At 34.3% G+C, this 24804-nt stretch carries 19 protein-coding genes and 1 pseudogene; 10 read left to right on the top strand and 10 right to left on the bottom strand.

The window, feature by feature from the left end:
- Positions 1-78: 78 nt before the first annotated feature.
- Together VKJ25_RS16035 and VKJ25_RS16030 are read right to left on the bottom strand one after the other, a co-directional pair.
- Entirely contained in the window at positions 79-774 is a 696-nt protein-coding gene (locus tag VKJ25_RS16035; RefSeq protein WP_324237641.1) for an energy-coupling factor ABC transporter ATP-binding protein, read from the bottom strand.
- Entirely contained in the window at positions 771-1037 is a 267-nt protein-coding gene (locus VKJ25_RS16030) for a UPF0367 protein family (protein ID WP_324237640.1), read from the bottom strand. The genes VKJ25_RS16035 and VKJ25_RS16030 overlap by 4 nt, the downstream gene beginning before the upstream one ends.
- 1454 nt (positions 1038-2491) lie before the next feature.
- Here VKJ25_RS16030 and psbD point away from each other — a divergent pair.
- Positions 2492-3550 carry a photosystem II D2 protein (photosystem q(a) protein) gene (gene psbD, locus VKJ25_RS16025; RefSeq protein WP_324237639.1) on the top strand — a complete coding sequence of 353 codons (1059 nt, stop codon included), beginning with the start codon at positions 2492-2494 and terminating at the stop codon, positions 3548-3550.
- Positions 3551-4047: 497 nt separating this feature from the next.
- Positions 4048-4329, top strand: a complete 282-nt coding sequence (locus VKJ25_RS16020) for a 4a-hydroxytetrahydrobiopterin dehydratase (protein ID WP_324237638.1) — start codon at positions 4048-4050, stop codon at positions 4327-4329.
- 444 nt (positions 4330-4773) lie between these two features.
- Here VKJ25_RS16020 and VKJ25_RS16015 read toward each other — a convergent pair whose 3' ends face one another.
- The 3 genes and pseudogenes from VKJ25_RS16015 to VKJ25_RS16005 form a co-directional block, all read right to left on the bottom strand.
- Positions 4774-5046, bottom strand: a complete 273-nt coding sequence (locus tag VKJ25_RS16015; protein ID WP_324237637.1) for a hypothetical protein — start codon at positions 5044-5046, stop codon at positions 4774-4776.
- A gap of 49 nt (positions 5047-5095) precedes the next feature.
- Entirely contained in the window at positions 5096-5296 is a 201-nt protein-coding gene (locus tag VKJ25_RS16010; protein WP_324237636.1) for a hypothetical protein, read from the bottom strand.
- A gap of 14 nt (positions 5297-5310) precedes the next feature.
- A pseudogene (locus VKJ25_RS16005) lies at positions 5311-5448 on the bottom strand (HNH endonuclease); the annotation flags it as partial.
- Positions 5449-6127: 679 nt separating this feature from the next.
- Between VKJ25_RS16005 and VKJ25_RS16000 the strand changes: the two are divergent.
- The 3 genes from VKJ25_RS16000 to VKJ25_RS15990 all read left to right on the top strand — a co-directional run bounded on the left by VKJ25_RS16000 (position 6128) and on the right by VKJ25_RS15990 (position 10924).
- Entirely contained in the window at positions 6128-7993 is a 1866-nt protein-coding gene (locus VKJ25_RS16000; protein ID WP_324237635.1) for an iron uptake porin, read from the top strand.
- Between the two features lie 772 nt (positions 7994-8765).
- Entirely contained in the window at positions 8766-9731 is a 966-nt protein-coding gene (gene cysK / locus VKJ25_RS15995) for a cysteine synthase A (protein WP_324237634.1), read from the top strand.
- A 518-nt stretch (positions 9732-10249) separates the two neighbouring features.
- On the top strand, positions 10250-10924 hold the full coding sequence (locus VKJ25_RS15990) for a J domain-containing protein (RefSeq protein ID WP_324237633.1): 675 nt from the start codon (positions 10250-10252) through the stop codon (positions 10922-10924).
- A 773-nt stretch (positions 10925-11697) separates the two neighbouring features.
- On the opposite strand, the gene VKJ25_RS15985 is transcribed toward VKJ25_RS15990, so the two are convergent.
- On the bottom strand, positions 11698-12936 hold the full coding sequence (locus VKJ25_RS15985; RefSeq protein WP_324237632.1) for a vWA domain-containing protein: 1239 nt from the start codon (positions 12934-12936) through the stop codon (positions 11698-11700).
- A 797-nt stretch (positions 12937-13733) separates the two neighbouring features.
- On the opposite strand from VKJ25_RS15985, the gene VKJ25_RS15980 reads away from it, so the two are divergent.
- From VKJ25_RS15980 to VKJ25_RS15960, 5 genes are all read left to right on the top strand, one after another.
- Positions 13734-14423 carry an ATP-dependent Clp protease proteolytic subunit gene (locus VKJ25_RS15980; RefSeq protein WP_324237631.1) on the top strand — a complete coding sequence of 230 codons (690 nt, stop codon included), beginning with the start codon at positions 13734-13736 and terminating at the stop codon, positions 14421-14423.
- Positions 14424-14667: 244 nt separating this feature from the next.
- On the top strand, positions 14668-15258 hold the full coding sequence (clpP, locus tag VKJ25_RS15975) for an ATP-dependent Clp endopeptidase proteolytic subunit ClpP (RefSeq protein WP_324237630.1): 591 nt from the start codon (positions 14668-14670) through the stop codon (positions 15256-15258).
- A gap of 414 nt (positions 15259-15672) precedes the next feature.
- Positions 15673-16314 (top strand): J domain-containing protein, encoded by a 642-nt coding sequence (locus VKJ25_RS15970; RefSeq protein WP_324237629.1) that lies wholly within the window; start codon positions 15673-15675, stop codon positions 16312-16314.
- Positions 16315-17342: 1028 nt separating this feature from the next.
- A complete protein-coding gene (locus tag VKJ25_RS15965; protein ID WP_324237628.1) occupies positions 17343-18587 on the top strand; it encodes an FkbM family methyltransferase in 1245 nt (414 codons plus the stop codon).
- Positions 18588-18770: 183 nt separating this feature from the next.
- Entirely contained in the window at positions 18771-19727 is a 957-nt protein-coding gene (locus VKJ25_RS15960) for a calcium/sodium antiporter (protein WP_324237627.1), read from the top strand.
- Positions 19728-20071: 344 nt separating this feature from the next.
- On the opposite strand, the gene VKJ25_RS15955 is transcribed toward VKJ25_RS15960, so the two are convergent.
- The 4 genes from VKJ25_RS15955 to VKJ25_RS15940 all read right to left on the bottom strand — a co-directional run bounded on the left by VKJ25_RS15955 (position 20072) and on the right by VKJ25_RS15940 (position 24404).
- Complete coding sequence (locus VKJ25_RS15955) at positions 20072-21184, bottom strand: potassium channel family protein (RefSeq protein ID WP_324237626.1); 1113 nt, start codon at positions 21182-21184, stop codon at positions 20072-20074.
- Between the two features lie 190 nt (positions 21185-21374).
- Positions 21375-22466: a glycosyltransferase family 4 protein gene (locus VKJ25_RS15950; RefSeq protein WP_324237625.1), complete on the bottom strand. Its 1092-nt coding sequence runs from the start codon at positions 22464-22466 to the stop codon at positions 21375-21377.
- A gap of 733 nt (positions 22467-23199) precedes the next feature.
- Positions 23200-23907 carry an SDR family oxidoreductase gene (locus VKJ25_RS15945; RefSeq protein ID WP_324237624.1) on the bottom strand — a complete coding sequence of 236 codons (708 nt, stop codon included), beginning with the start codon at positions 23905-23907 and terminating at the stop codon, positions 23200-23202.
- On the bottom strand, positions 23904-24404 hold the full coding sequence (locus VKJ25_RS15940; protein ID WP_324237623.1) for a 6-pyruvoyl trahydropterin synthase family protein: 501 nt from the start codon (positions 24402-24404) through the stop codon (positions 23904-23906). Before VKJ25_RS15940 ends, VKJ25_RS15945 begins: the two co-directional genes overlap by 4 nt.
- Positions 24405-24804: the final 400 nt, after the last annotated feature.

Below are 24804 nucleotides of genomic sequence, written 5' to 3'. Positions count from 1 at the left end.
CCGCAACTAACTAATAAAGCTTTTATCTTAAAATAAAATAAATAGCTGATCGCCAAATGCTTACTCAGGAACAATAGTTTAATCCAAATCCTTAATTAAACGTTTCTGCAAAAGTTCAGGACTACCTTCATCTACTACTTTGCCCTTATCTAGCAAAAATGCTCCATCAGCATAATCTAACTCATTCAAGCGATGAGTCACCCAGAGAGCAGTAATACCTCGATTATTTACCAAACTTTGGACTTGAGTCACCAAATCTAATTGACTATCTGGATCGAGTAAAGCTGTAGGTTCATCCAAAAGTAAGATATCACAGTTACGAGCAATAGCACCAGCAATAGCAATTCTTTGTTTTTGTCCCCCACTCAAAGCATAAATAGGTCGGCGTTGTAGTTCTAATAAATTTACAGCACTCAAAGCATCTTCAACCCTAGAGCGAACTTGAAGTTGAGATAACTTCTCTTCAACCAATCCAAAAGCAACATCAGCTCCCACTGTAGGCATTACAAGTTGATGGTCAGGATTTTGAAAAACAAAACCTATTTTACCTTCAAAATTAATTTTTCCAGATTTAGGAGACAAAAGTTGAGCCAGCAATCTTAACAAAGTTGATTTGCCACTACCATTACTACCCAAGAGCATCCAAAACTGTCCCTTGGGTACTTTAAGAGAACAAGAACGTAATACTTGACTACCGTTAGGCCAATTAAAACAAATATCTTCTACTAAAATTGCTGGATGAGTAACCTTAACAGTTTGATCTTTTGGCTTCATTGACCCATAGCTACAAAACCAGGTGTTCTTCCAGCAGCAGCAGTACCAGATTTTTGGGAAATTTGCACCCCAGAAACTTCACTGATTACTATAGCTATCTTTTTCTCTGGCATTTTCTCACAAGTAAGTTCCAAAATTTGAGGGCTTCCAGAACGAATAGCCTCAAGAATTTGTTGATAAACATCCTCAGCATCCTCAGCAGACTTACGTTGTACTGAAAATGGTACAGGAGTATATTTTACAATAATATCAATAGTGAACATTTTTAATTATTTAGTCAGGTTGAACCGTCATTTCAGTTATCAGTTATCATTACCTCTCGCTGTTGGCGCAGCATTCCGCAGGAAAGCCAGAAGCTTGAAATACTGAATCGAAATTTTTTTCATCCCTTTTTAAGGGGAGGCTTTAAACCTCTTTTTTTTTGGTAACTTTCTCCCGTTTTAACCTTAATACAGTATAACGAGAATTAAGCCTTATCAATAGGGATACCTACTGCCAAAGCTGTTGACTACTTAAAATCAACTCTAAAAACTTTGGCTTTGCCTACTTTTAATAAGTGACCTGGCTATGCCTGGTTTGCATGATGTTAATGGTGCTTTACTCGTGTCAAGCACGAATACATAATTAGTTGAATTGGAGATTTTTGCGTCCCTCCTACAAAAAGTGTAAAGTTGGCCACGCCCGGTTATTTTGGCTTGAAAAGGTATGACACACTTGTTTTTCAAATCTTTTTACCTGTTTAATGCCAAACACTCTTAGGTCAGAACTGGCCACGCCCATACGAAGTATTATGATCGATCAGGAGGTTTACTTACTGCTAGGTAGGCTGGACTAACCATTTAAGCGACTTGAGCGCTTTGATTAGATTTGTGGTTAGTCTTATATATAGTAAGTCCCATCTTAGGTATTACTTAAGATATTATGTGAATTTGATAATATTTTCAACTGGCTATTCATAACATTCAGCAGAGAGAGGGGTTAGGAAATTCTCATTCCTCTCATAATTTATCCACAGCAATAATTTAACTTCTGTAGTTCGCTAATCCAACAGGGATTTTCATTTCGGTAGAACACAGTAGGAGATAATGGCCATTCGCCCCTACAACTTTTTGGTTATGTAGGGCTGGCTGAATAAATCTAAAAGTCTTTATAGATAGAGGTAAGTGCCTTTTTTAGTCGTGATTTCTTGGGAACCGTAAAATTACCAGGTTTTCGCCCCTTTTGGGTAAAAAAGTGACTATTTTGGTTATATTGGGACATCCAAGTCAAGGGATAATTTTTCTGATGTATCGGGAACCGTGTTCGTCCTCTACAACTCCTTATTCCTCTTGACTCTGTACGGACGTTCCATAAGTCCCTACTACTCCCTACTCCCTCCCAAGCGCAAAAAGACTGAAGAACCGCACACCCTATGTAGTTTATCAATCTGAAAAGCGCTGCAAGAACTTTCTTGTATAACTTGTGAGCTTTAGTTTAAATTTATCAGGCCACTTTAAAATCTAAAATCTAATAAAAATTATACTTAAAAAAATTTATTTTTCTAGTTGCCCCAATCAAAAATTACCTCTATAATGAGAATCACGGTAATAAAACTAAACATTGTTTACAAAACTTCTCATTTTCTGTCCAAACAGAAATATACATAATTAGGTATATCTATACTATGTAGTGAGAAAACATTGACCGTAGTTATCATAATTATTTGGAGAATATCGTAATGACTGTAGCAGTGGGACGCCCACAAACTCAAAGAGGCGCATTTGATGTCCTCGATGACTGGCTAAAGCGCGATCGCTTTGTATTCGTAGGCTGGTCTGGTATACTCTTATTTCCATGTGCTTTCCTAGCCATTGGAGCTTGGTTAACTGGTACTACCTTCGTTACTTCCTGGTATACTCACGGATTAGCTTCCTCTTACCTAGAAGGCTGTAACTTCCTAACTGTTGCAGTTAGTAGCCCAGCAGATACTATGGGACATTCCCTATTATTCCTCTGGGGCCCAGAAGCTCAGGGTGACTTTGCACGTTGGTGTCAAATTGGTGGCCTTTGGTCATTCACAGCTCTACACGGTGCATTTGCTTTGATTGGCTTCTGCTTACGTCAGATTGAAATTTCCCGTTTGGTAGGAATTCGCCCTTACAATGCTATTGCCTTCACTGGACCAATTGCTGTATTTGTAAGTGTATTCTTAATGTACCCATTGGGTCAATCAAGCTGGTTCTTTGCACCTAGTTTTGGTGTAGCTGGTATCTTCCGATTCATCCTATTCTTACAAGGATTCCACAACTGGACACTAAACCCATTCCACATGATGGGTGTAGCTGGAATTTTAGGTGGAGCATTGTTATGTGCGATTCATGGAGCAACAGTAGAAAATACTTTGTTCCAAGATGGAGAGGCAGCAAATACTTTCCGTGCATTTGAGCCTACTCAATCTGAAGAAACATACTCAATGGTAACAGCTAACCGCTTCTGGTCTCAAATCTTTGGTATTGCATTTTCCAACAAGCGTTGGTTACACTTCTTCATGTTGTTCGTACCAGTAATGGGATTGTGGATGAGTTCTATAGGTATTGTAGGTTTAGCATTGAACCTACGAGCTTATGACTTTGTCTCTCAAGAGTTACGAGCTGCTGAAGACCCTGAGTTTGAAACATTCTATACTAAAAACATTTTGTTGAACGAAGGTATCCGTGCTTGGATGGCTCCTGCGGATCAACCACATAAAAACTTTATCTTCCCTGAAGAAGTATTACCTCGTGGTAACGCTCTGTAATATAACTTAGTTAATTGAAGGATGAGTCCGGGTCTGGTACTCATCCTATTTAATAGCTTCTACATATTTAGTAATGTGGGAGTTATTATTTTTTTGGGGGGGGGATTTTTCTTTCTGTTCTGAAAAAAAAATTAACTAGGTAGTTGCATTTTCAAATTTTTGTGCTAATATAAACTAAGTGTAATAAATGAACAATAACCGTTCAGGGATAAAAGGAGGTGATGCCTATGCCAGATAGTAGTAAACGCATGGGTCGCCTGATTGGAGAATGCCGGCTGTGTGCCGGGGCTGCTCTCTAGCAGTTAGTCTTTGTTCCCACCCTGGGAACTATAAGGATTAACCTTTACTAGGCTGATCTAGGGTTCCTCCCGGCAGTCAGGTTTCAATCAAAGTGACCCCCTAGACCGCTCTTATCTTAAATCAGTTGTTAGGTATTTCCTAAGAAACTCTTAAAGATAAGAGCGGATAGTTTTTTAAGTAATTCTAGGAATAGCTTAATGAGTCAATTATTAACTTTAGAAGAAATCAATGAACGTGCCAGTCAAATATCAGATTGGAAATTGGCAGGAAATAAGCTTAAGTGTATAAAAGTATTTAAGGATTTTGTGGAAGCGATTGATTTTGTGAATAAATTAGTAGCTCCGGCTGAAGCATCACAACATCATCCAGATTTAGAAATATCTTACAATAAAGTGACAGTTATATTAACAACCCATGATGTTGGTGGTTTAACAGAAAAAGACTTTAGCATGGCTGAAAAAATATCTAGCCTAAGTTAATTCAGTTAATTTAGTTTTTCCTAGAATCTCATGTTTTGATCTAAGCAAAAAAATGTTAGTATTTTAAGCGACTGAAAAATTATTTATTATTTATAAAGAAAGTAAATAATCATAAGATGCTATAATTGTTATCTGATTAATTTACCCAAGTCAAGCTTCGTAAAGCCAAGTTTATTTAGGGCTTGCGTATGGAGATATCAAAGCATTTGCAGATAAAGTTTTTAGGATTTTTAGGTAGGTCAAAAGTACCTGCTTTTAAGCTGCTTAATGCACGGTTCCCGAAAAAACAAAAAGTTACAATTTTAAGCACATTGTTGAGCAAAAAAAAATTACTTTCTTGCTCCTCTGCTCAAGGGAAACGTCCCTACGGGAGGTTTCATGCAAATTCCCTACCCTTAAAAAACTTTTTCAGCAAACCCTAATTAGGTCTTAGAAAAAATCTACTTAAAACGAGTAATTGTATCCATCTCCATAGTGAATAGATTGAATATGATTTCTAGATACAGACAAGATTTTATCCCCATGTCGGACATCAAAGTTACCCTTACTTCTTACAGTTTTAATCCTGACTCCTTTTAATCCATTGTTTTTCCCTTTTACCACATTATTGACAATATCTCCAGTTTTCCAACCTACGACAGGCTTTTTAGCCCTATAACCCTGACGGGGAAAACCATATTTGTCCATTTGCACCATCTGTCTACAACCGTGTCCCATTGCCGTTACCAATAATGGTTGAGTAGTTAGGATTGTTAATTGTTCGACTTCACCAACACAAGCCGCATCTATACAATGTTATGCATGGTAAATTTAGCCGTCGCCGATTATATTTAGTACGAGCACCACTTCCAGTAGTAATGGGCAAACCTGTTGCAGTTAATGTTTCAAACAACTTCCAACGAGTAGCATTAACAGCAGCAGCATCTTTAAGTGGTTGCTTGGCCTGAAAACGTATCCGCTCCAGCAAGTTGGGTTTCCCACTCAGGAATCTTTAATATCTTGGTTTCCCTTTGCTTCATTGCACGGACGACAAGCCAAAGTCAAATTACTAATGCGGTTAGTACCACCAAAAGACTTTGGTTGAATATGCTCAACTTCCAAAGGGACATTTTTAGTATTGCAATAAGCACAGGTTCGATTAAACTTGAAGACTTTCTTATTAAGATAAAACTATAGGCGATCGCTCTAAAAGAAATAGGTTTATTTGTATAAGGTGTTTTGAGAGTTATAGGTTTTGAAAGAGCCGAGAATAATGTTAGTAAATATTTCTTGGGTTTATTTTAACAATAAAAAAAAGTATTTTCCAAAAAATAGCGTATTGTAGTAAAATATGCAAGCTTCATATAAATATACAGTATCATAGACAAAAAACTTTCTTAATGATTAATTTTTGATAGTCTGTTAATTGTTTACTGAACTTAATATTTAGACGAACAAGTTGATAGTTTCCTAGTTCTTAGCTAGGGTATAGCTCAAAAGTAAGAGATTAAGGTTTTAAGGCAAAAAAACCTAAATTTGTAGTAAAAGTAAAATGAAGAATATATTTGTGCTATAAAGAAGTCGAGCAAATATCAGATTTTGTTCTAGGGTGTTTATATTAATGTTGTGCTAATCCAGTTCGAGAAAAAGGTATCTTACCTCTGAAAGAAAATTGGACTATCTGCTATTTAAGCCTATTTTTAATGTCCAAAGGAGATGCAATATTATCAAGCAATAATTAATTACTCTACCCTATAAAAAATCAACCAATAGAAAAACCAAATAGTACCTCTGTAGTCTGTGTGAGGATGAAGATAAAATGTCAAAAATATTCTGGAATTTTCTAGTCTTTAGTCCAGCAGTCTTGGTCGCAACCGTAGCTGCATCTTCAACCGCTGTGGCGATTGAAAACAAAAATTATGATACAGTTATTCAGCCTCAAGCTGCAACAACTGAAACCTTAGAAACACAAGGAACTCAATTATTAGCTCAAATTCCTGGAACAAATTCAGCTAACTCCGTTACAAATACACCAAGAACTACTATACAACAAATTAACCGCTATGGTAGAGAAGGTCGTAATCTTCGTCAACCCGGTGTTCCTAGAGATGCCAAAGGTCAAGTTACTTCTGTAAATCAACTTTCTGATGTTCAACCTACAGATTGGGCATATCAAGCACTACAATCTTTAGTAGAACGTTATGGATGTATTGCTGGATATCCAGATGGTACTTTCAAAGGGAACCGCGCTTTGACCCGTTTTGAATTTGCTGCTGGTGTTAACGCTTGCCTAGATAGAATTACAGAAGTTATACAAAGTTCTCTAGGAGATGTAGTAACTAAGGATGACTTGGCTATTCTAGAAAGAATACAAGAAGAGTTTGCCGCAGAATTAGCAATTATTCGGGGTCGCGTAGATAGTCTAGAAGCTCGTGCTGCTGAATTAGAAGCCAATCAATTTTCTACTACTACCAAACTCACAGGTGAAACTATTTTTGCCGTTGTTGATAACTTTGAAAATGAAGGCAGATATGGAGTTTTTGGTGAAGGCCGTCAAGATGAAGACCAAACAGCATTCCAATATCGGGTACGCCTGAATTTCAATACTAGCTTTTCTGGTGAAGACTTATTGTTTACTAGATTACAAGCAAGTGATGCTCAAGCATTCAACCAGGGAATAAGTGAGGCTCAGGGAACTCAAACCTTTAATATCAACAATACAGGTAATACGTTTGCGCTAGATAAGTTATTCTATAAGTTCCCTCTCAAAGATAACATCAGAGTAACTCTTGCTGCTAATAATGTAAGTTGGTACGACTTTGTGCCTACACTTAATCCTTACATGGAAGATTTTGATGGCGGAAGTGGTTCCCTTAGTGCTTTTGGTCAAAGGAACCCTATTTATCGTTTAGGGGGAGGTGCAGGAATTGGAGTTGAGTATGATTTTGGCTGTAAAGATAAATATGCTTGTAGCCATAGTCCATTCTCTCTATCTTTTGGTTACTTAGCAGCGGAAGCTGAAAATGCTAGTGATGGTAAAGGTCTATTTAATGGAGACCATGCTGCTCTGGCACAATTAACTTTTACCCCAGTCAGAAATTTTCAACTTGGACTTACCTATAACTATGGTTATTTTGGACCAGGTAATTTTGGATTTGATGATGGTGCGGCTACAGGGATAGGTGCTAATAGTGGATTTGTGGGAACTGGTATTGCTAATAGTGTATATGGTTTAAATGCTGGGATTAATAATCGTAGAGGTCCAAACAATATTGCTAAATCAGTTGTGACTAATGCTTATGGTGTAGAGGTTTCTTGGCGAGCTGCTAGTTGGGTTACTCTTAATGGTTTTGGTACATTTATTGATGGTAAACTAAGTGGCTTAGGTGATTTTGAAATGTGGACCTATGGGGCTAATCTGGCTTTTCCTAATTTGTTTAGGGAAGGCAGTTTAGGTGGTATTGTTGTAGGCCGGGAACCTTATATGAATGGTTTAGATGTTCCTCGTGGTTTGGGTACTGGATTAAGACAAGACCAGTCATGGCATTTTGAGGCATTCTACAAGTACCAGGTTTCAGATAACATTTCTATTACTCCTGGTTTGACTTATGTTACTAATGCTAATCAGAGTGATGATAATGATGATTTAATTATTGGTACTCTCAGAACTACTTTCCAATTCTAGTTGTTGGTTAGAAAAATTAGGGTGGTATTTGCCACCCTATGAATTATAATGACCGGTTGTTGTATTTTCTAGGAAAGTTGCACGTTGCGTTTTTCCTTCCTATATTTCCTGTGTTCACGAAATAACTGGGTTTCTCAAAAATTTAGTCTCAGGCGAAGATAATAAATTGGTTGTATGTGAAGATATGGAGAGTACAAAGTTATCCTAAAAAATTATTTGTTTTCAAGGGTTAAAGCATTACTGGTAAAGGCTTACAGCACCTACAGTTCTCATTAGAAAGTTTCTAACTTTTAAATGGCTGAAATCCTTAGCTAGCAATAGTTATTCCTAGAATTTTGCACTGTCCAGTGAAGATATTAGATATCTTTATGGTTGATTTTCCTGCTTCATAAAACCGATATAAAACCTCATAGTCTGACATTTTACTGTGTTACTTCCTGCTGTAGGGATGCTATTATACAAAGTCCCTAATCGTCGGCAGCTCTCCGTCCACAAGCATTAACGGTCAAGCCGACCGCATTTCTTGAATTTATACTTTACAACATTTTCTTCTATTAGTAACAAGTTCTATTTTTTTGTTGAATAAAAAGTCATGCACATAGACTAACAACCCTAGTTAATATCTAATATATCACAATAATAGTGAGTATGCAATCGAAAATTCTGTGGCGGGCAATTTTTTTGTGGGGTGCTTCAGAGAATGAAAATGTTGGTAATTTTCCACTCCAAGAGTATTGTTAAAATTAAAAGTTTAACATCAGTGATAAATATTATGCGTATAGCTCAAAACATTACAGAATTAGTAGGTAACACTCCCTTAGTAAAACTTAATCGTATTCCTCAAGCAGAAGGTTGTCTGGCAAAAATATTAGTAAAGCTAGAAGGAATGAACCCTACTGCTTCCGTCAAAGATCGTATTGGTGTAAATATGATTAATGTAGCAGAGCGTGAAGGTTTAATTGCACCAGGGAAAACTACATTAGTTGAACCAACTTCTGGAAATACAGGTATTGCTTTGGCAATGGTAGCTGCTGCTAGGGGTTACAAGCTAATTTTGACTATGCCAGAAACAATGAGTATAGAACGTCGTGCTATGTTACGAGCTTATGGAGCAGAATTAGTGTTAACTCCAGGTAGTAAAGGAATGAGAGGTGCTATTACCAAAGCACAAGAAATTGTAGATTCATTTAGTGACAAGTATTATATGTTACAGCAATTTCAGAATCCAGCTAATCCAGAAATTCATAGTAAAACTACAGCCCTAGAAATATGGGAAGATACAGATGGTAAACTAGATATTCTGGTGGCTGGTGTTGGTACTGGTGGCACAATTAGTGGAGTTGCAGAAACCATTAAAGCCAGAAAACCTGAATTTCAAGTGATCGCTGTGGAACCTTCTAAAAGTCCAGTTTTATCAGGTGGCAAACCTGGACCACATAAAATTCAGGGAATAGGAGCTGGTTTTGTGCCAGAGGTACTAAATACAGAAATTATTGATGAAATAATCCAAGTTTCTGATAGTGAGGCGATCGCTTATGGTCGTCGTATAGCTAAGGAAGAAGGTATCTTGTCTGGTATTTCTACAGGAGCTGCTCTTTGTGCAGCCATCGAAGTAGCCAAGCGTCCAGAAAATGATGGAAAGTTAATAGTGATGATTCAGCCTAGTTTTGGGGAGCGTTATTTAAGTACGCCATTGTTTCAAGAACCAGAATTAACTTTGGCCACATTCAATAATTAGGGTTTGCTCAAAAAAGAAGAGTATAGGGAGAGTGAGGAGGGTGGGAAGTGTGGGGAGAGTGGGAAGACAGAGAGATTAGGAGAAATAATTGTGCCTTGGTTTTTCTACCTTTAGTCTTGCTAAAATCTTAACTTTTTGGTGGTTATATTTGTAAAAGTTGCACTTTTTTGGGATTGAAAAAGCTATAATTTACCTATAGAAACTTTGATATTTCCATAAGCAAGCCCTATTTAGGGCTTGCTGATTAAACCTCAAACTTCGGCTTATCGTTGGGCAAAAAAAATTACCCCCTCCCCTACTCCCCTACTCCCCTACTCCTACAAAAAGACTTTTACGGTTCCCGAGAAATCAGCAAACCCTAAATAGTTCATCCTAACCACTAATTTTTTCTGGGAAGAGGTTTGCTGAAAATCTGATTCCAAAAGCTTTTAGCTTACTTATTATCCCTTCAGCACCTGTTCAGAAGTTATTTACAGTCGCTATATTTGTTATTGTAGTTATTGAAAAAATATGGTTCGATGGTGACTTCTGACTATTACAAAACCCTAGATGTTAATCCTACTGCAACTCAAGGACAAATTAAACAAGCATATCGTCGTTTAGTGAAGGTATTTCATCCAGATACTAATACAGATACTGCAGGCCATGATAATATTATTAGGATTAATGAAGCTTATGAAGTATTAGGGGATCCCCAAAGAAGAAGGTCTTATGATAATCATCAATTTAATCAAAATTCTTATAGGTATGAAGCAGCTAGCCAAGGTTATCGAAAATACCATACAAGAAGCAAGAATGTTGATGGAAATCTGCAAAAATGGTTAAATCAAGTTTACAAACCAGTTAACAGAATCATAGTTCAAATATTGAGACCTTTAAAAAGAGAAATTGATGATTTGGCTGCTGATCCATTTGATGATGAATTACTTGAATCTTTTCAAGATTATTTAGAAAGTTCTCGACGTTTACTGACAAAAGCTCATAACTTATTTAATTCTCAACCAAATCCATCTAATTTTGCGGGAGTAGCTGCTCATTTATATTATTGTTTGAATCAGGTTAGTGATGGAATAGAGGATTTAGAGTTATTTACTTTAAATTATGATGATTATTATTTACATACAGGTCAAGAATTATTTAGAATTGCTGATAGACTGCGCCAGGAAGCAAAAGCATCAATGAAAAGTCTTTGATAATTTTTTATATGGGAAATCTTATTTTTTATTGTTTGTTTGCTATTAGTTACTCATGCTCAAAAAGTGATAATTTTGAGCATGAGTTGGGCAGAAAATAAAGGACGATTATTTTGAAGAGCTTTTCTATAATTTCCATTCTTCTTAATTTCTGGATTCTAAATAAATGCCTTTACCAAAAGTTTTTCCATATAGCAGTTTTCATGTGAGTAAATCAAAGTAGGGACGTTGCATACAAAATCCCTACAAAATTTTGTTTATGGCAATGTGGTTCATCAAGAAAGAAAAGCGTTGTCAGCAAATCCTAATCTAAGCATTGAGGTATTATATAGTCATTCCGAATAAGAATAACACTTTTTCAGCGAAAACCCTTTCACAGCAAGAAAACCTTGTCTCAATCTAAATCAGAATGACTATAGAATTTCTCCACAGTAATGCTATACTTGGAAGACGGTAAAAATAACTAGAAAAACCACAAAAGCTAGTTAACAATAAAATTATGTCAATAAATAGTATTTAGAATGAGAATAGGTATTAGCTGTCAGCTAGCCTCCTGTAGAAAAACTCCTTTAATAGCAACAATACTCTGCTTTTAAAGCTATCTATTATACAGTTTTATATCAAGAGAAATGTTTATAAAGTATAGTCTTAAAGATAGGATTTACATCTAAAACAAAAAAAATAGCTGATAGCTGAGGCTGATGGCTGAATGCTTACATCCTAATTATTAACCAAGGAATTTTTCCCTGGTTAAAATAATAGAAAAGTACCTTCTATTTTAAAATAGTTTTGGAAACAATTCTGGTTTTTTTCCGTTCTGCTTCTGAAAGTTCTTCTCCATCTTGGAGACGAGTAGCGCTGGTTTGTAAAACAGTTGCTGCTCCTGTATCTCCCATTTGCAATGCTGTTTTAGCTGCTGTTTGTAACATTGTAGCTGCACCGGATCTATCACCTTGTTGTAATTTAGTTTCAGCTATTTGAGTTTGTCTATATTTTGCTAAAGCTAAGATATGATTTTGTACTTGGGGGTTAACTTCAGGTTGGTATTTTTCCATAAAATTAGCTTCAATTAAAATTGATTCGGAAAGTAAATCTTTCTTACTTTTAGCAGGGTCATTATAACGAATTTTTAATTCAGCAATTGTTTGTTTTCCTGCTGGTAATTTCCCTATATAAATATTAATTAAAACAACTCTTTCTACATTTTTCATTAAATCTCCCAGTCTGACTAGAAATCCATTTTCCTCTTTTTGAACTGGTAATTCAATAGTATCTGGTGCAACTTGGGCAATAGGTTTAAGTTCTGCCAATCTAACTTTAGGCATTAAAGAAAATTGTAAATAAGAGTTAGTAAGTTCTACAGATTGAATCCGACTAAATAATTTACTAAACTCTTCTATTGCCTGTTCTGGTCTTTGAATATAGGCAAGAGTTCCGCCTCCAGCATCAGCAATTTTTTCCAAAATATCTTGATTCCAATCATCACCAAATCCTAGAGAATTTAAAGTCATATTATAATCTGTTGCTAACTTTGCTAGCTTGAGACAACGGTCATTATCTCCATGTTCGTTTTCCCCATCAGTTAACAGAAAAACCTGAGAAATAGCATCTTTTTGACCCTTACCTAATTCTTCTATTCCTAACTTTAATCCTTCATCAATAGCAGTACCACCAGAAGCTCTTAGTTTGTTAATTTCACGCTTAATACTATTAGTATCATTAATAATTTGATTCCGAACAATTACTTTTGATCTATGATCAAAAGCTACTACTGAAAGGCGATCGCCTTCCTTTAATTTTTCTACAAGTTGTGTTGCTGCTTGTTTAACTGTTTCGAGTGGTTTTCCCTCCATCGAACCACTGTGGTCTAAAATTAAACAGAGGTTTAATGGTACATTTCGTTCTAAATCATTAGCCATAGCTGAGATAGATATGGCCATTTGACGTTGAGATGAAGATTGAGAGGCATCAATATTAATATCGTTGAGGGCTGAATGTAAATTAACTTTCATAAAATGTATGAGGATTTTTTTAACTACTAATTTAATAATATCTCCAAAAATATAGGGGAAAATTTCGATATAAGTTAAGCATTCAGCTATTAGGAGTCAGGGGTCATATCTTGAGATAAATGAAGCAAGGACTTTTTTTACTTCTCCTGCATTTTGAACTAGATAATTCAAGCATAAAAACAATGAGTTTTAGTTGTCAAGCTTTACTTTTCTCTGACAATAAATTATATATATTCTGAGAAACTGATAGTTTAGTGCTGAATGCTTATTAATATAAATATCAAGAAAATTAGTTGTTTAAGGAGTATAGATAATTATGGAAAAATTTTACTGAGAAAGTCAACACTATCTCTGGTAAAGATTAAGTAAGCAGCCGTCATTTATAAGCTAACTTCCTAGGTCGTAACTGCGAAATTCAGCTATTGTTTTTAGTGAGCGATAAAAGCTTTATTAATTTAGCTAGAAAAATTTTACTTTACTATATAAAGTCATATCTAAAGTTTATATTCACTTAAAACCTATCCTTAAAGATAAGGTGTTATTGCTGATAGCTGAGGGCTAATAGCTGAATACTTACAAGATTAACTCAGAAAACTAAGTAATGGTAAATTTTTCATTTTTGCCTAATAATTATAGTACAATCCACACCTAGACAAAAAAAGTATTTTAAGTTAAGAATAGTTAGAGTAATATTATATATCAAGAATATGGCTAATAATCAATCATATCCGCTACAATAACATTGCACAACCTAAATATAATCAAAAGATAGTACAATCATTATTAGGAATTATCTAATGGAATCACCAATAAAAGCAGTTCAAACCAGCACTTATTATGGAGACGCATCTTTTCGGACACCACCCCCCGATTTAGAATCTTTAATGTTAAAAGAACGAATCGTTTATTTGGGGTTGCCATTATTTTCATCGGATGAAGTAAAAAGAAATATAGGTATTGATGTTACTCAATTAATTATTGCTCAATTGCTTTATTTACAATTCGATAATCCCGATAAACCAATTTATTTTTATATTAATTCTACTGGTACTTCTTGGTATACAGGAGATGCTGTTGGTTTTGAGACAGAAGCATTTGCTATTTGTGACACAATGAGTTATGTAAAACCACCAATTCATACAATATGCATTGGTCAAGCTATGGGTACAGCAGCTATGATTTTGTCTGCTGGAACAAAAGGATATCGGGCAAGTTTACCTCATGCTACTATAGTTTTGAATCAAGCTAAAACAGGAGCAAGAGGTCAAGCAACAGATATTTCCATTAGAGCAAAAGAGGTTATTGCTAATAAGACAACTTTTTTAAATATTCTGTCTAAAAATACAGGTCAATCAGTAGAAAAGATTGCTAAAGATACAGATAGAATGCTTTATATGACTCCAGAAATAGCTAAAGAATATGGTTTGATTGACCAAGTTTTAGCAAGTAGAAAAGAATTACCAAAACCTTTACCTGCTACTGTTTAAATTATCTGTAAAAGAAACAAGTTTTAACAAGTAGAAAATAATCACCAATATCTTTAGCAAAAAATCAGGTCTTCAAGCTCCCTTTTTATTTTAAGGGGGATGAAAAAAATAAATTTCAGTATTTCAAGCTTTCCTATTTGAGGACGTACTGATAACTGATAACTGTTAGCGAAGTTCCTCCGAAGGAGGCTAACTGAATAACTGAAATTAAGTTCTCAATAAAATTAAACGGAAAAAAAGTATTATGCCTATAGGTGTTCCCAGTGTTCCTTATCGTCTTCCTGGTAGTCAGTATGAAAGATGGATAGATATTTATACCCGTCTTGGTCAGGAACGAATTATTTTTCTCGGTCAAGAAGTTACAGATGCTATAGCAAATAGAATTGTAGCTTATATGTTGTATTTGGATTCTGACGATCCAAATAAGCCAATTTATCTTTATATAAATTCTCCTGGTGGTTCTGTCACAGCAGGGTTGGCAATTTACGATACTATGCAGTATATTAAGGCAGATATTATTACTATTTGTTTGGGTTTAGCTGCTTCAATGGGTTCATTTTTATTAGCTGCTGGAACTAAAGGTAAAAGACTGGCTTTACCTAATTCTAGGATTATGATTCACCAACCAATGGGAGGTACTCGTGGTCAAGCTACGGATATTGAGATTGAAGCTAAGGAAATTTTAAGGGTTAGATCGGTATTGAATAATATGTTAGCGGAGCGTACAGGTCAGTCTTTGGAAAAGATAGAAAAAGATACGGATCGTGACTATTTTATGTCTGCTGAAGAAGCAAAAGAATATGGTCTAATTGACCAAGTAATTGAAGAACGTTGAAGTTAAATGGATAATTAATAATTAATAATTAATAATTAGGGTTTGCTGAATAAAGTATGAACGATCAAAGTATTTCTTTTGGGGATGTAGAGGAGGAATGGAAATTATAGAAGTGTTGTTAGAATAATCTTCCCTTGATTTTGTTCCCAACTCTTGTTCAAAATGCACTCATTTTTGATTTTTCGGGAACCTTACCCGATCTACCTAAAAGGTGGTACTTTTTCAGGTAATCAAAAAGTCTAATTTTTTTACCTTTCAAAACTCTGGTATTTGATCGGCAAGCCCTAATTAATAATTGACAACTATAAAGTCTATCTAAGGCGCTTGATAATTGCTTTTAGCAACCTAAAGAAGCAAAGCTTTGCTGACAGAAATAATTATCAATTATTCATTGTCTATTATCAATTATTAAATATGAACATTGCAGACTATTATAGAAAATTAGAACTAAATTTAGGAGCTAGTTTAGGAGAAGTAAAAGCTTCTTATAGACGACTAGCAAGAATGTATCACCCAGATGTTAATCCAACAGATATACAAGCTCAAGATAAATTTATTGCAGTAACAGAAGCGTACAAAATTCTGTTAAAAGTTGCTCCTGCTCAAATAGAAACACCTGATAATTTTACCCCAACATCAACAACTAATAAAAACTCAAAATCAGAAACTGTATCTCCAAAAACTTCACCTCCAAAACAAACAAAAGTCAAAGCAACTTATAAACAAGAAAAATATAAAAATTACTCCCTTACCTCAGAAGTAGAAAAGCAACTGAAAGAAAATTATTATTTACATTTAAAACAACTATTAAAATATCAGAGATATCCTCGGGCGATCGCTTTAGTAGAAGGTTTAGCTCAGAGAATGCCCCAAGATTGGGAAGTTAGGCAATGGCAAGCGATCGCCTATCAACGTTGGGCACGTCACCTGATTAGTGAGAGAAAACTAGATAAGGCCAGAAATTATTTGAAGAAAGCCCTGAAAACAGACCCTCAAAACCGCGCTCTCTCCGCAGAAATAGAAAATGATTTTCGTGTTTTGGAAAAAATTTATTGATTATTAGCAGATTTGCTTCATAATTATTCTTGGCTGTCAAAAATTAGTTAAAAATCTTAGTTGAGGTACGGAATGTGATAGAAAGTTTAATGTAAGTATTTCCTGCGGAATGCTGCGCAAACAGCCGTTAGCTATTAGCTATTTATTACTTTATGGTTGAGCGATAAAAGTTTTCTTGGAAGCACATTCCTAAGAGTGGAGTTTGAAGTATCTCCAATTAAATCTTACTACATTTATTGAAGTCTTATTGCTGAGAGGTGAATGTTTACAGTTTGATTAGGAACATAGAATATATTTAAGCATCAATATACAAGATACAGGTAATTTGATCTAGTTACTTTATATCAAGTATAATTTAGCCAGTTTTTCAATTAGATTAACTGTAATAACTGAGCTGTCTGGTAAGCATTTTGGGTGGGAACTTAGTTAACAGCTATTTTTTAGTTTTCAATTAAAGCTTTGTTAATTAAGTCGTAATTAAATCTGACTTTAAAAAAGTCAATTTTAAAGTTTATATTCATTTAAACCCGCTTTTTTTATAGTTAAAATATTATTCCTATTTGCGTAGCATTTCGGAGAAAGAACTGACAGCTAATACCTGAATGGTTATGATTAATAATTAATACTTTTTTGCTTGAACAAAAGGTAAGTATTCAGTAGTTAGCCATAAGTAAGCTAGCCTCTGTGGGAGTAACTATTTTAACAGCTATTTTTTAGTTTTAGATCAAAGCTTAATTACAGAGGATTCCACCGTGAGCTACACCCACGCGAGCAAGATGCAAGGTTCCCAAAAAATCGCACTGGGAAAATTAAATTATTAATATCTGTACTTCATATACTTGGAATCTGCTGTAATTAAATCAGAATTAATTTTGACTAAAAAAGCAGACTTCAAATATAATAACTTAAACTTTCTCCTTAAGGTTTGAAGAGCATTGCTAAAAGCTAATAGCGGAATGCTTAAAAACAAAAGTGAAATATTTTTCAAAGTCAAATAAACAATCAATAAATCATCAAATAATTTAACAATGATAGACATAAATCAAGAAATCCAAACAGCTATCAAATTCCAAAAAGAGGGAAAGTTTCAAGAAGCAGAATCAAGATATATAAACATACTAAAATCTGATAGTTACAATGTACCTTCTCTAATTAATCTTGGTTTAATAGAGCAAAGTAGAGGTAAACTAGATGAAGCAGCTCAATTTTATAAATATGCTTTTTCTGTAGATGCAAATAATATATCTTTACTGTATCTTTTAGCTAGGATTACACAAGATTTAAACCAATTTGATGAAGCTATTACCTGCTGGCAAAAATTAGTAGAATTAAAACCAGATTCTGGTTTAGAACTTTATGGTAATATTGGTAATTGTTTAGTTCAGCAAGGTAAGTTTGACGAAGCCCTAAATTATTTTCGTCGTGCTTTAGAAATATCTCCCAAAAGTTTTCAAGCTCATCAAGCGATCGGTAATTTGCTGATTAGACAAAATCTCCTTTTGGAGGCTAAATCAGAATTTAACAAAGCATTAGAAATTAATCCTAATTATCAAGCAGCTAAAATTTGGTTGGCTCTAGTTGATAAGTTAATTAGGGGAGATAATTTAGTTTCATTCAATTATCAAAATAATCCCATACAGTTTGAAATAACAGGCAAAAATCTAGCAGTAGAAATTGCTAATGTTAGTGGTACTTTTTATGAACTAGCTGAGTTAGAATTTGTTCGGCAGAATCTAAAGTTATCAAATCCAATTATAGTTGATGTTGGAGCTAATATAGGGAATCATTCAGTATATTTTGCCAAAATTATGCGGGCAGAAAAAGTCATTCCGATAGAATTTCATCCTGGTATTATTGGAGCTTTGAAGAAGCATATTTTAATTAATCAAATTAGTAATATTGACTTATCGAAATTAGGTTATGCTGTTGGTAAAAGTCGTGGTAAATCATTTATCAAAGAACATCCTGCTCAAGACTTATGTTTAACAGAAATTGTCGATAATATTGTCAATGGTACAGAGGTGGTAGTTGTAACTTTAGATGAGTTAATTAATGAAAAAGTAGATTTTATCAAAGTTGATATACAAGGTCTAGAAATAGATGCTTTGGCAGGAGCAAAAAACTTGATATCTAGTTATCAACCTGATATGCTAGTTGAAGTTGCCAAAAATAATATTAAGGACTTTCGGAACTTTTTAGAGGAAGTTAAATATCAAACTGTTAAGGCATTTGATCGTGGAAGATATGTTAACTTTTACGTTAAACATACATAAGCATTTCCTGTGGAATGCTGCGCAAACAGCCGTCAACTTTTAGCTTGAGAGGATAAATTTAATAAATAATATCAAATCCATTAGTATTGGTACAATCCAATATTGTAGAAGTTTGCTCTCTAAGGGTAAGCATTCCGCAGGAAATACTTACTATTTTTGTCCAATTTACTACTTCATAAAATAATGCAAAACTTAATTATTTGGCTAATAATATTTATAGTCAGCTTGTTCATTCTAATTAAAGCTTCTGACTTTTTTACAGATGCAGCAGAAAAAATAGGTATATCTTTGGGAATTTCTCCTTTTATTGTAGGGGTGACAATAGTATCAATAGGAACATCTTTACCGGAATTAATATCATCTACAATAGCAGTATATCAAAATTCTTCTGAAATTGTTTTTGGTAATGTTATAGGTTCTAATGTTGCAAATATATTCTTGATTATTGGTACTGCATCATTAATAAGTAGTCCTTTAAGAGTGCAATACGAACTAATTAGTGTCGATTTACCCCTATTTGTTAGTTCAGCTTTTTTGTTAGCTCTAACAGTTTCAGATGGTAATTTTTCTCGAAATGAAGCTATTATCTGTATTTTGGCATATTTTATATATGTTTTGTATACAATTAATGGCGATCAAGAAGAGCAAGATCAAGAACAAGATTTGGAAACTAAAAATAACTCACAGAAAAGTTTGCCACTCAAACAAATAGGAATTCTAATTATTAGTTCATTATTTGTCTTTTTAGGGGCTAATTACACAATTGAATCTGTAACTAAAATTTCTGAAATACTGAACATAGGCAAGGAATTAATTGCTTTAAGTGCAGTTGCTCTTGGTACATCATTACCAGAACTAATAGTTACTTTTTCTGCTGCTAAAAAAGGCAACCCAGAAATTGCAGTGGGAAATGTTTTAGGCTCTAATATTTTTAACTCATTAATGGTAATGGGAATACCAAGATTGATGGGTAATTTAGTAATTCCTAAAGACCCTTTTAACAATGGGTTATTAATTTTATTGGTAGGAACTATTATCTTCTTTTTCGTGACTCAAGATAAAAAGGTAACTCGTTGGGAAGGATTAATATTTTTCATATTTTATGGATGGTTTATTGGCAACATTTTTGGGCTGGTTTGATATTGTCTGAAGTGTAATAGTTTAGAAGGTATCTTATATATAATTGCGCAGGGAAAGCGTTTTTATATGAAATATGAAAAACCTAAGTTTTGCGTCAGCCAAACGGCTGCTAGAGCGGATATGAAAAGGAGGAGATAATCTCACAAAATCAAATAATATTTTTCTAGCCACCGTAACGCACCAAATACTAAGGAATGAGATATTAAATAATATCTACAAAAATTAGCTATAAGTAACGCACTAAAATGTTTCTGTGGAGGAAATCTGGAAGTTAATAAATTCTCATTCCTAAATATTTGAAGTGTTTATTGAGATTTATTGTATAAATACCTTCTCAAAGATTGCTAAAGGTCAGATAATCCTTTATTTAATCCCCCTGCTGTTTCGCTAGCCGCAATGACAATCAAATAATCATTTTCATTGAACTTATATTCAGAGGGAGGATTAGAAATTACATTTCCTTCTTCTCCTCTTTGAACTGCAATTATAATCGCTTGATATGTTTGTTTGACCCGGATAAAAACATCAATAAAACTAAATCCTACCTCCGACTTTGGTAGTGGAACTTTATAAAGTTGACTTCCATATTCATAACTTAATATATCAGAAACAGCTTCACTAATACCATGATTAAGAGCTGCTTTAGAAATTAACCGACTACTTAATTGACTTGTGACAATAATTTCATCTGCATGAGCGCGTCTACAGGTAGAAACATAGGATTTATTGACTAACTCAACAATTGTATAAGAACTTCTATTAATACTTTCAACTGTTAGAGTAGTTAAAATTACTTTTGCATCTCGATTTGTGTAATCTAACTTATCATCTCCTAAAATAATAACAGTCTTTGCTTTTTTTAAATTGGCTTGATTTAAAGTATCATCTGAAACCTGACCTCTCACAAAAAATAAATGTTGATCTTTTAGAGGTTTACGTTCAATATCAGCAATTAAAACAATCGGTTTTTCCTGCATTTTTGCGTCAATGCGTAATTCTTTAATAATTGTTTCTGCACGATAATTCCATTCACAAATAATAATATGGTTCTCAAATTGATAAGAGTTCATACCTAAATCATCCCTAATTTTTTGATCGACTAAAATACTAGCTAATGTAGCACTAAAAACACCAAGAATCGCAATCCCAATAATCATATCAATTACTGCTATTAGGCGACCCATTGCTGTAGTCGGAGTAATATCACCATAACCGACTGTGGTTAGAGTAACAATTGTCCACCATAGACTATCAATTAAAGAAATATCAGGTTCTGCTAAATAAATTCCTAATGTACTCAAGCTAACAATAGCAACAATTAAAATAACTAAACGAATAAAGTTTTCTTTCTCTAAAAAAATCCATATTCTTTGCAGTTTGAGATACAGCTGAAAAAGCGATAATTTGAGTTTATTTTTAGATTTTTTTTTACTTTTCATGCTTTGTTTATTCTTCATAGTTAGGGTTTACTGAAAAAGTATTTTAGTAGCGGGGAGGAAGCAAAATCCAGGAGGAATAATTTTTCCTTGATTTTTCTACCCTTGGCCTCCCTAAAATCCTAACTTTATAACGCGTGGAATCTGGTGTAATTATTTCTCCCCAATTCTTAATTATACCAATACTACCTGATTTGATATGATTACCCACCTAAGAGATCATTTGAGCGAGAATATCGTCAAACCAATTTTCCATACGATCCCCATAAGCTTCGATAGAATATTCTGCTTCTGCCTGTTGCCGACAAGTTGAACGAGCAATTTTATCAAGATTCTTAATCGCTTTTTCCAACTCTACTAAATTATCAGGCTCAACTAGCCAACCGGTTTGACCATGACCCACAATTTCTGACGGGCCTCCTTTATTGTATGTAATTATAGGTACGCCACAAGCTAATGCTTGAATAGTAGTCATACCAAATGCTTCACTCCAGCGATGAGTCATTAAATACCCTCGACTACGCCGCAGTATTAACTGCATTTCCCTAATTGGTAGAAACCCTAAATATTCTATTGGTGCGTCAGGATAACTTTTCTGGATATTATCCCAGTAAGACTTATCCTGAAGAAAACCCATTATTTTTAAAGGGATACCAGTATTTTTTGCCACCTCAACAGCATCTTCCAATCCTTTTTCTGGAGAAATACGGGCTACCCATACCAAGTAGTTATCTGGTTGGTCACAATATTGATAGTCTTTTAAATCAATACCATTTCCCACAATTCGACATCTACTAGCAAATGAGAAAGTTTCTGCCTGAGCTTTTGTATAAACAGCAATAGTACCAGGAAAACGAATGCTGGTTTTTTCGATAATCTCATCCATTACGTTTGACAGAGACCCTACACTTACTAGATGAGCAATAGGAGTATTTATAAACGGAGATAAATAAAAAGGAAGCCAGTCATAGGCAAAGTTAATAATTAAATCGTAATTTCCTTGTACTTCTCGAATAAATTCCCACATATTAGTAAGCACAAAGTTAGGAATTATGGAAATAGGGGTATCACGGTTTAATAGTTGCATGCTAGTTTGCAGTTCTCCAGGAATTTCAATAATGTGACCAAATTTAGTTATGGAACCCTGTGGCGCAACTATATCTACTTTGTGTCCTCTGCGAATCATTTCTTGGGCAAGATTTTGTAATATAAATTCGACCCCACCTCCAATACCTGAACCAATAGCTCCTACAGGTGTAGAAGCAAATAATAATCGTAAGGGTTTAGTTTGAGTAATTTTCATTTTAAGGGAGCAAGAAAAAGAAGAGGAGAATTGATTATTTATAGATAATAATTGATTATTTTTTTTATTTTTGGAGATATTTAATAGGTTCAGTAGGATGTGTTAAGCGCTTGCACCCTACTAGACTGTTTTATCTAAAATGGTGCATTGGGTAGGGGCGGGTTTATGCAGAAATTTTTATACTAATCTAGGATTTATACAAACCCGCCCCTGAGACCTATGCTTTACCCAAATCTTTCTTAACATAAAACTTGACAAAAATAACAAGTTATGTGTAGGTCTGAGAGCGGCTTTTTCTGAAGAAAATTGTATTGAATTAGACACTATGAGTGAGGAATGTAGACAGGATTCTTCTTCCCCCTCTTCCCCGTCCTCCCCACTCCCCACAAGGGTTGCAAAAGTTCCTTATAAGGGATAGTGGGGGCGCGTTTATGTAAATCCTAGAATCAGTATAAAAATTTCCTGAGAAATCCGCCCCTACCAACCCGTCCCGGAAACGGTAGCTCATATCACTGGGGCGCGTTTATATCAATCCTAGAATCAGTATAAAAATTTCCTGAGAAACCCGCCCCTACCTATTGCATTTAGATGTGTCAGTCCACTACATTGTCTTCCTAATGCACATTTTTAGATGAAACAATCTACTACTGAAACATTTCATCTGTCAATGCTTTTATATTTAATCACCAGAGCAATAATTATCCATTATCCATTATCCATTATCCATTATTAATTATCTTTCTTTTTGTCCTAAATTTGCATGGAGTATTGTACCATTAATAACGGGGTTTGTAGCTGCAAAATAAATAGTTTCGGCAATTTCCATAGGTTCAATGAAACGATTTTGAGCATTCATAGTTTTTATCTGTTCAATAATTGTCTCATCGTGATTAAGATGACTTCGTAACATTGGAGTATCAGTAAAACCAGGACAAATACAAGCTGTATGAATACCTCGATCTATTAAATCTTGACAAGTTGCTCGCATTAACCCCACTGCTGCGTGTTTAGAAGTAACATAACTAAAAGCACCAGCTACTGCTTTTTCAGAGAGAGTCGAACCCAAGTAAATAATAGCAGACCCCTTTGACATTTTTGGCATGATTATTTGATTTAATATAGTTGGAGCAACTACATTAATTTCTAAGATATCTCGTAGATTAATAGCTTGAATATTTTCTACACTATCCTTATCTAACCGAGCAGCATTATGAACTAAAATTATTGTTTCAGAATTTTCTAATTGAGGTAGTAATTCTTTCTGCAAATTTTCTTCAAAATCTTTTGCAGTTAAATCTACCTGAATATTAACTACATTTGTCAACGGACATAAATTTCTAGAAAGGTTAATAACCTGAAATTCTTTTTGTAAAAATAGTTTAGCCGTTGCTAATCCTATACCACGACTTCCACCAGTTATAACCAAGTATTTTTTACTCATTCTTTACTCCAATAACTACTACCTGACTGACCATAACCAAAAGACATCTTAACTTCTATTGCCTGAATAAGATGTTCTGGATTTTCTTCTACATGAACAAGTAATTGTTCCAAAAACCAATGAGAAAGTTCTTCTACAGTAGTATTTCGCACCGGTAGTAACTTGACATCTCGTTTCAGAAACGGTATTTTTTCTTTGTCACTATTAAAGAAAGCATAAATATATTCATCTGATTCTTCTATTCTGAGATGAGGACTTTTTAATGGCAGTAAAACACTTTCATCCAGAAATTGACAAATATCAAGAATAATTTTTTTGTAAATACAATAATTGAAGGTAATGCCATTTTCCATCAGTTCAGCCTCGAAGATCGCATGTACATAAAAATTATGACCGTGCAGATTTTCTCTTTCACTTTCTGAATATATAGTGAAGTGACCTGCGGAAAAGTTCATTGCTTGCTTGAATAACTCAATTTTAGTCACTCGTTTGTTCATAGAAAGTTTGCCTTCGTATATACCTAAAAAAAATAGGAATGAAGAAAATATAGCAATTGTAAATTAAGATTTGCTGAAAAAATTATTTTCGGGAGAGGGCAAAATGCGTCGGTAATTTTTTCCTACACCATATTTTTGTATACACTAAAGTCAACTTTTGTTGAGATTTACAACTAAATCAAGGTAATAATTTTTCAGACTACTTCCTGTACAGCTCCCTGTTTATCTTGACTCTGTAAGGACGTTCCATGGAACTTCCCTAGTTTCTACCTTTACTAATAGACTTTTTTAACAAACCCTAATTACTCTTTCCTTTTTTTTTTAAATATTCCTGTCAAAACCCATTATCTCTCTAAAAATGAACCCTAAATAGTAACTGGAGAATCAACATAAATATTTG

The organism is Okeania sp., from assembly GCF_035285525.1.
GTDB lineage: Bacteria > Cyanobacteriota > Cyanobacteriia > Cyanobacteriales > Microcoleaceae > Trichodesmium.
The sequence above is the reverse complement of the archived record's forward strand: the minus strand, read 5'-3'. Positions and strand labels throughout refer to the sequence as shown.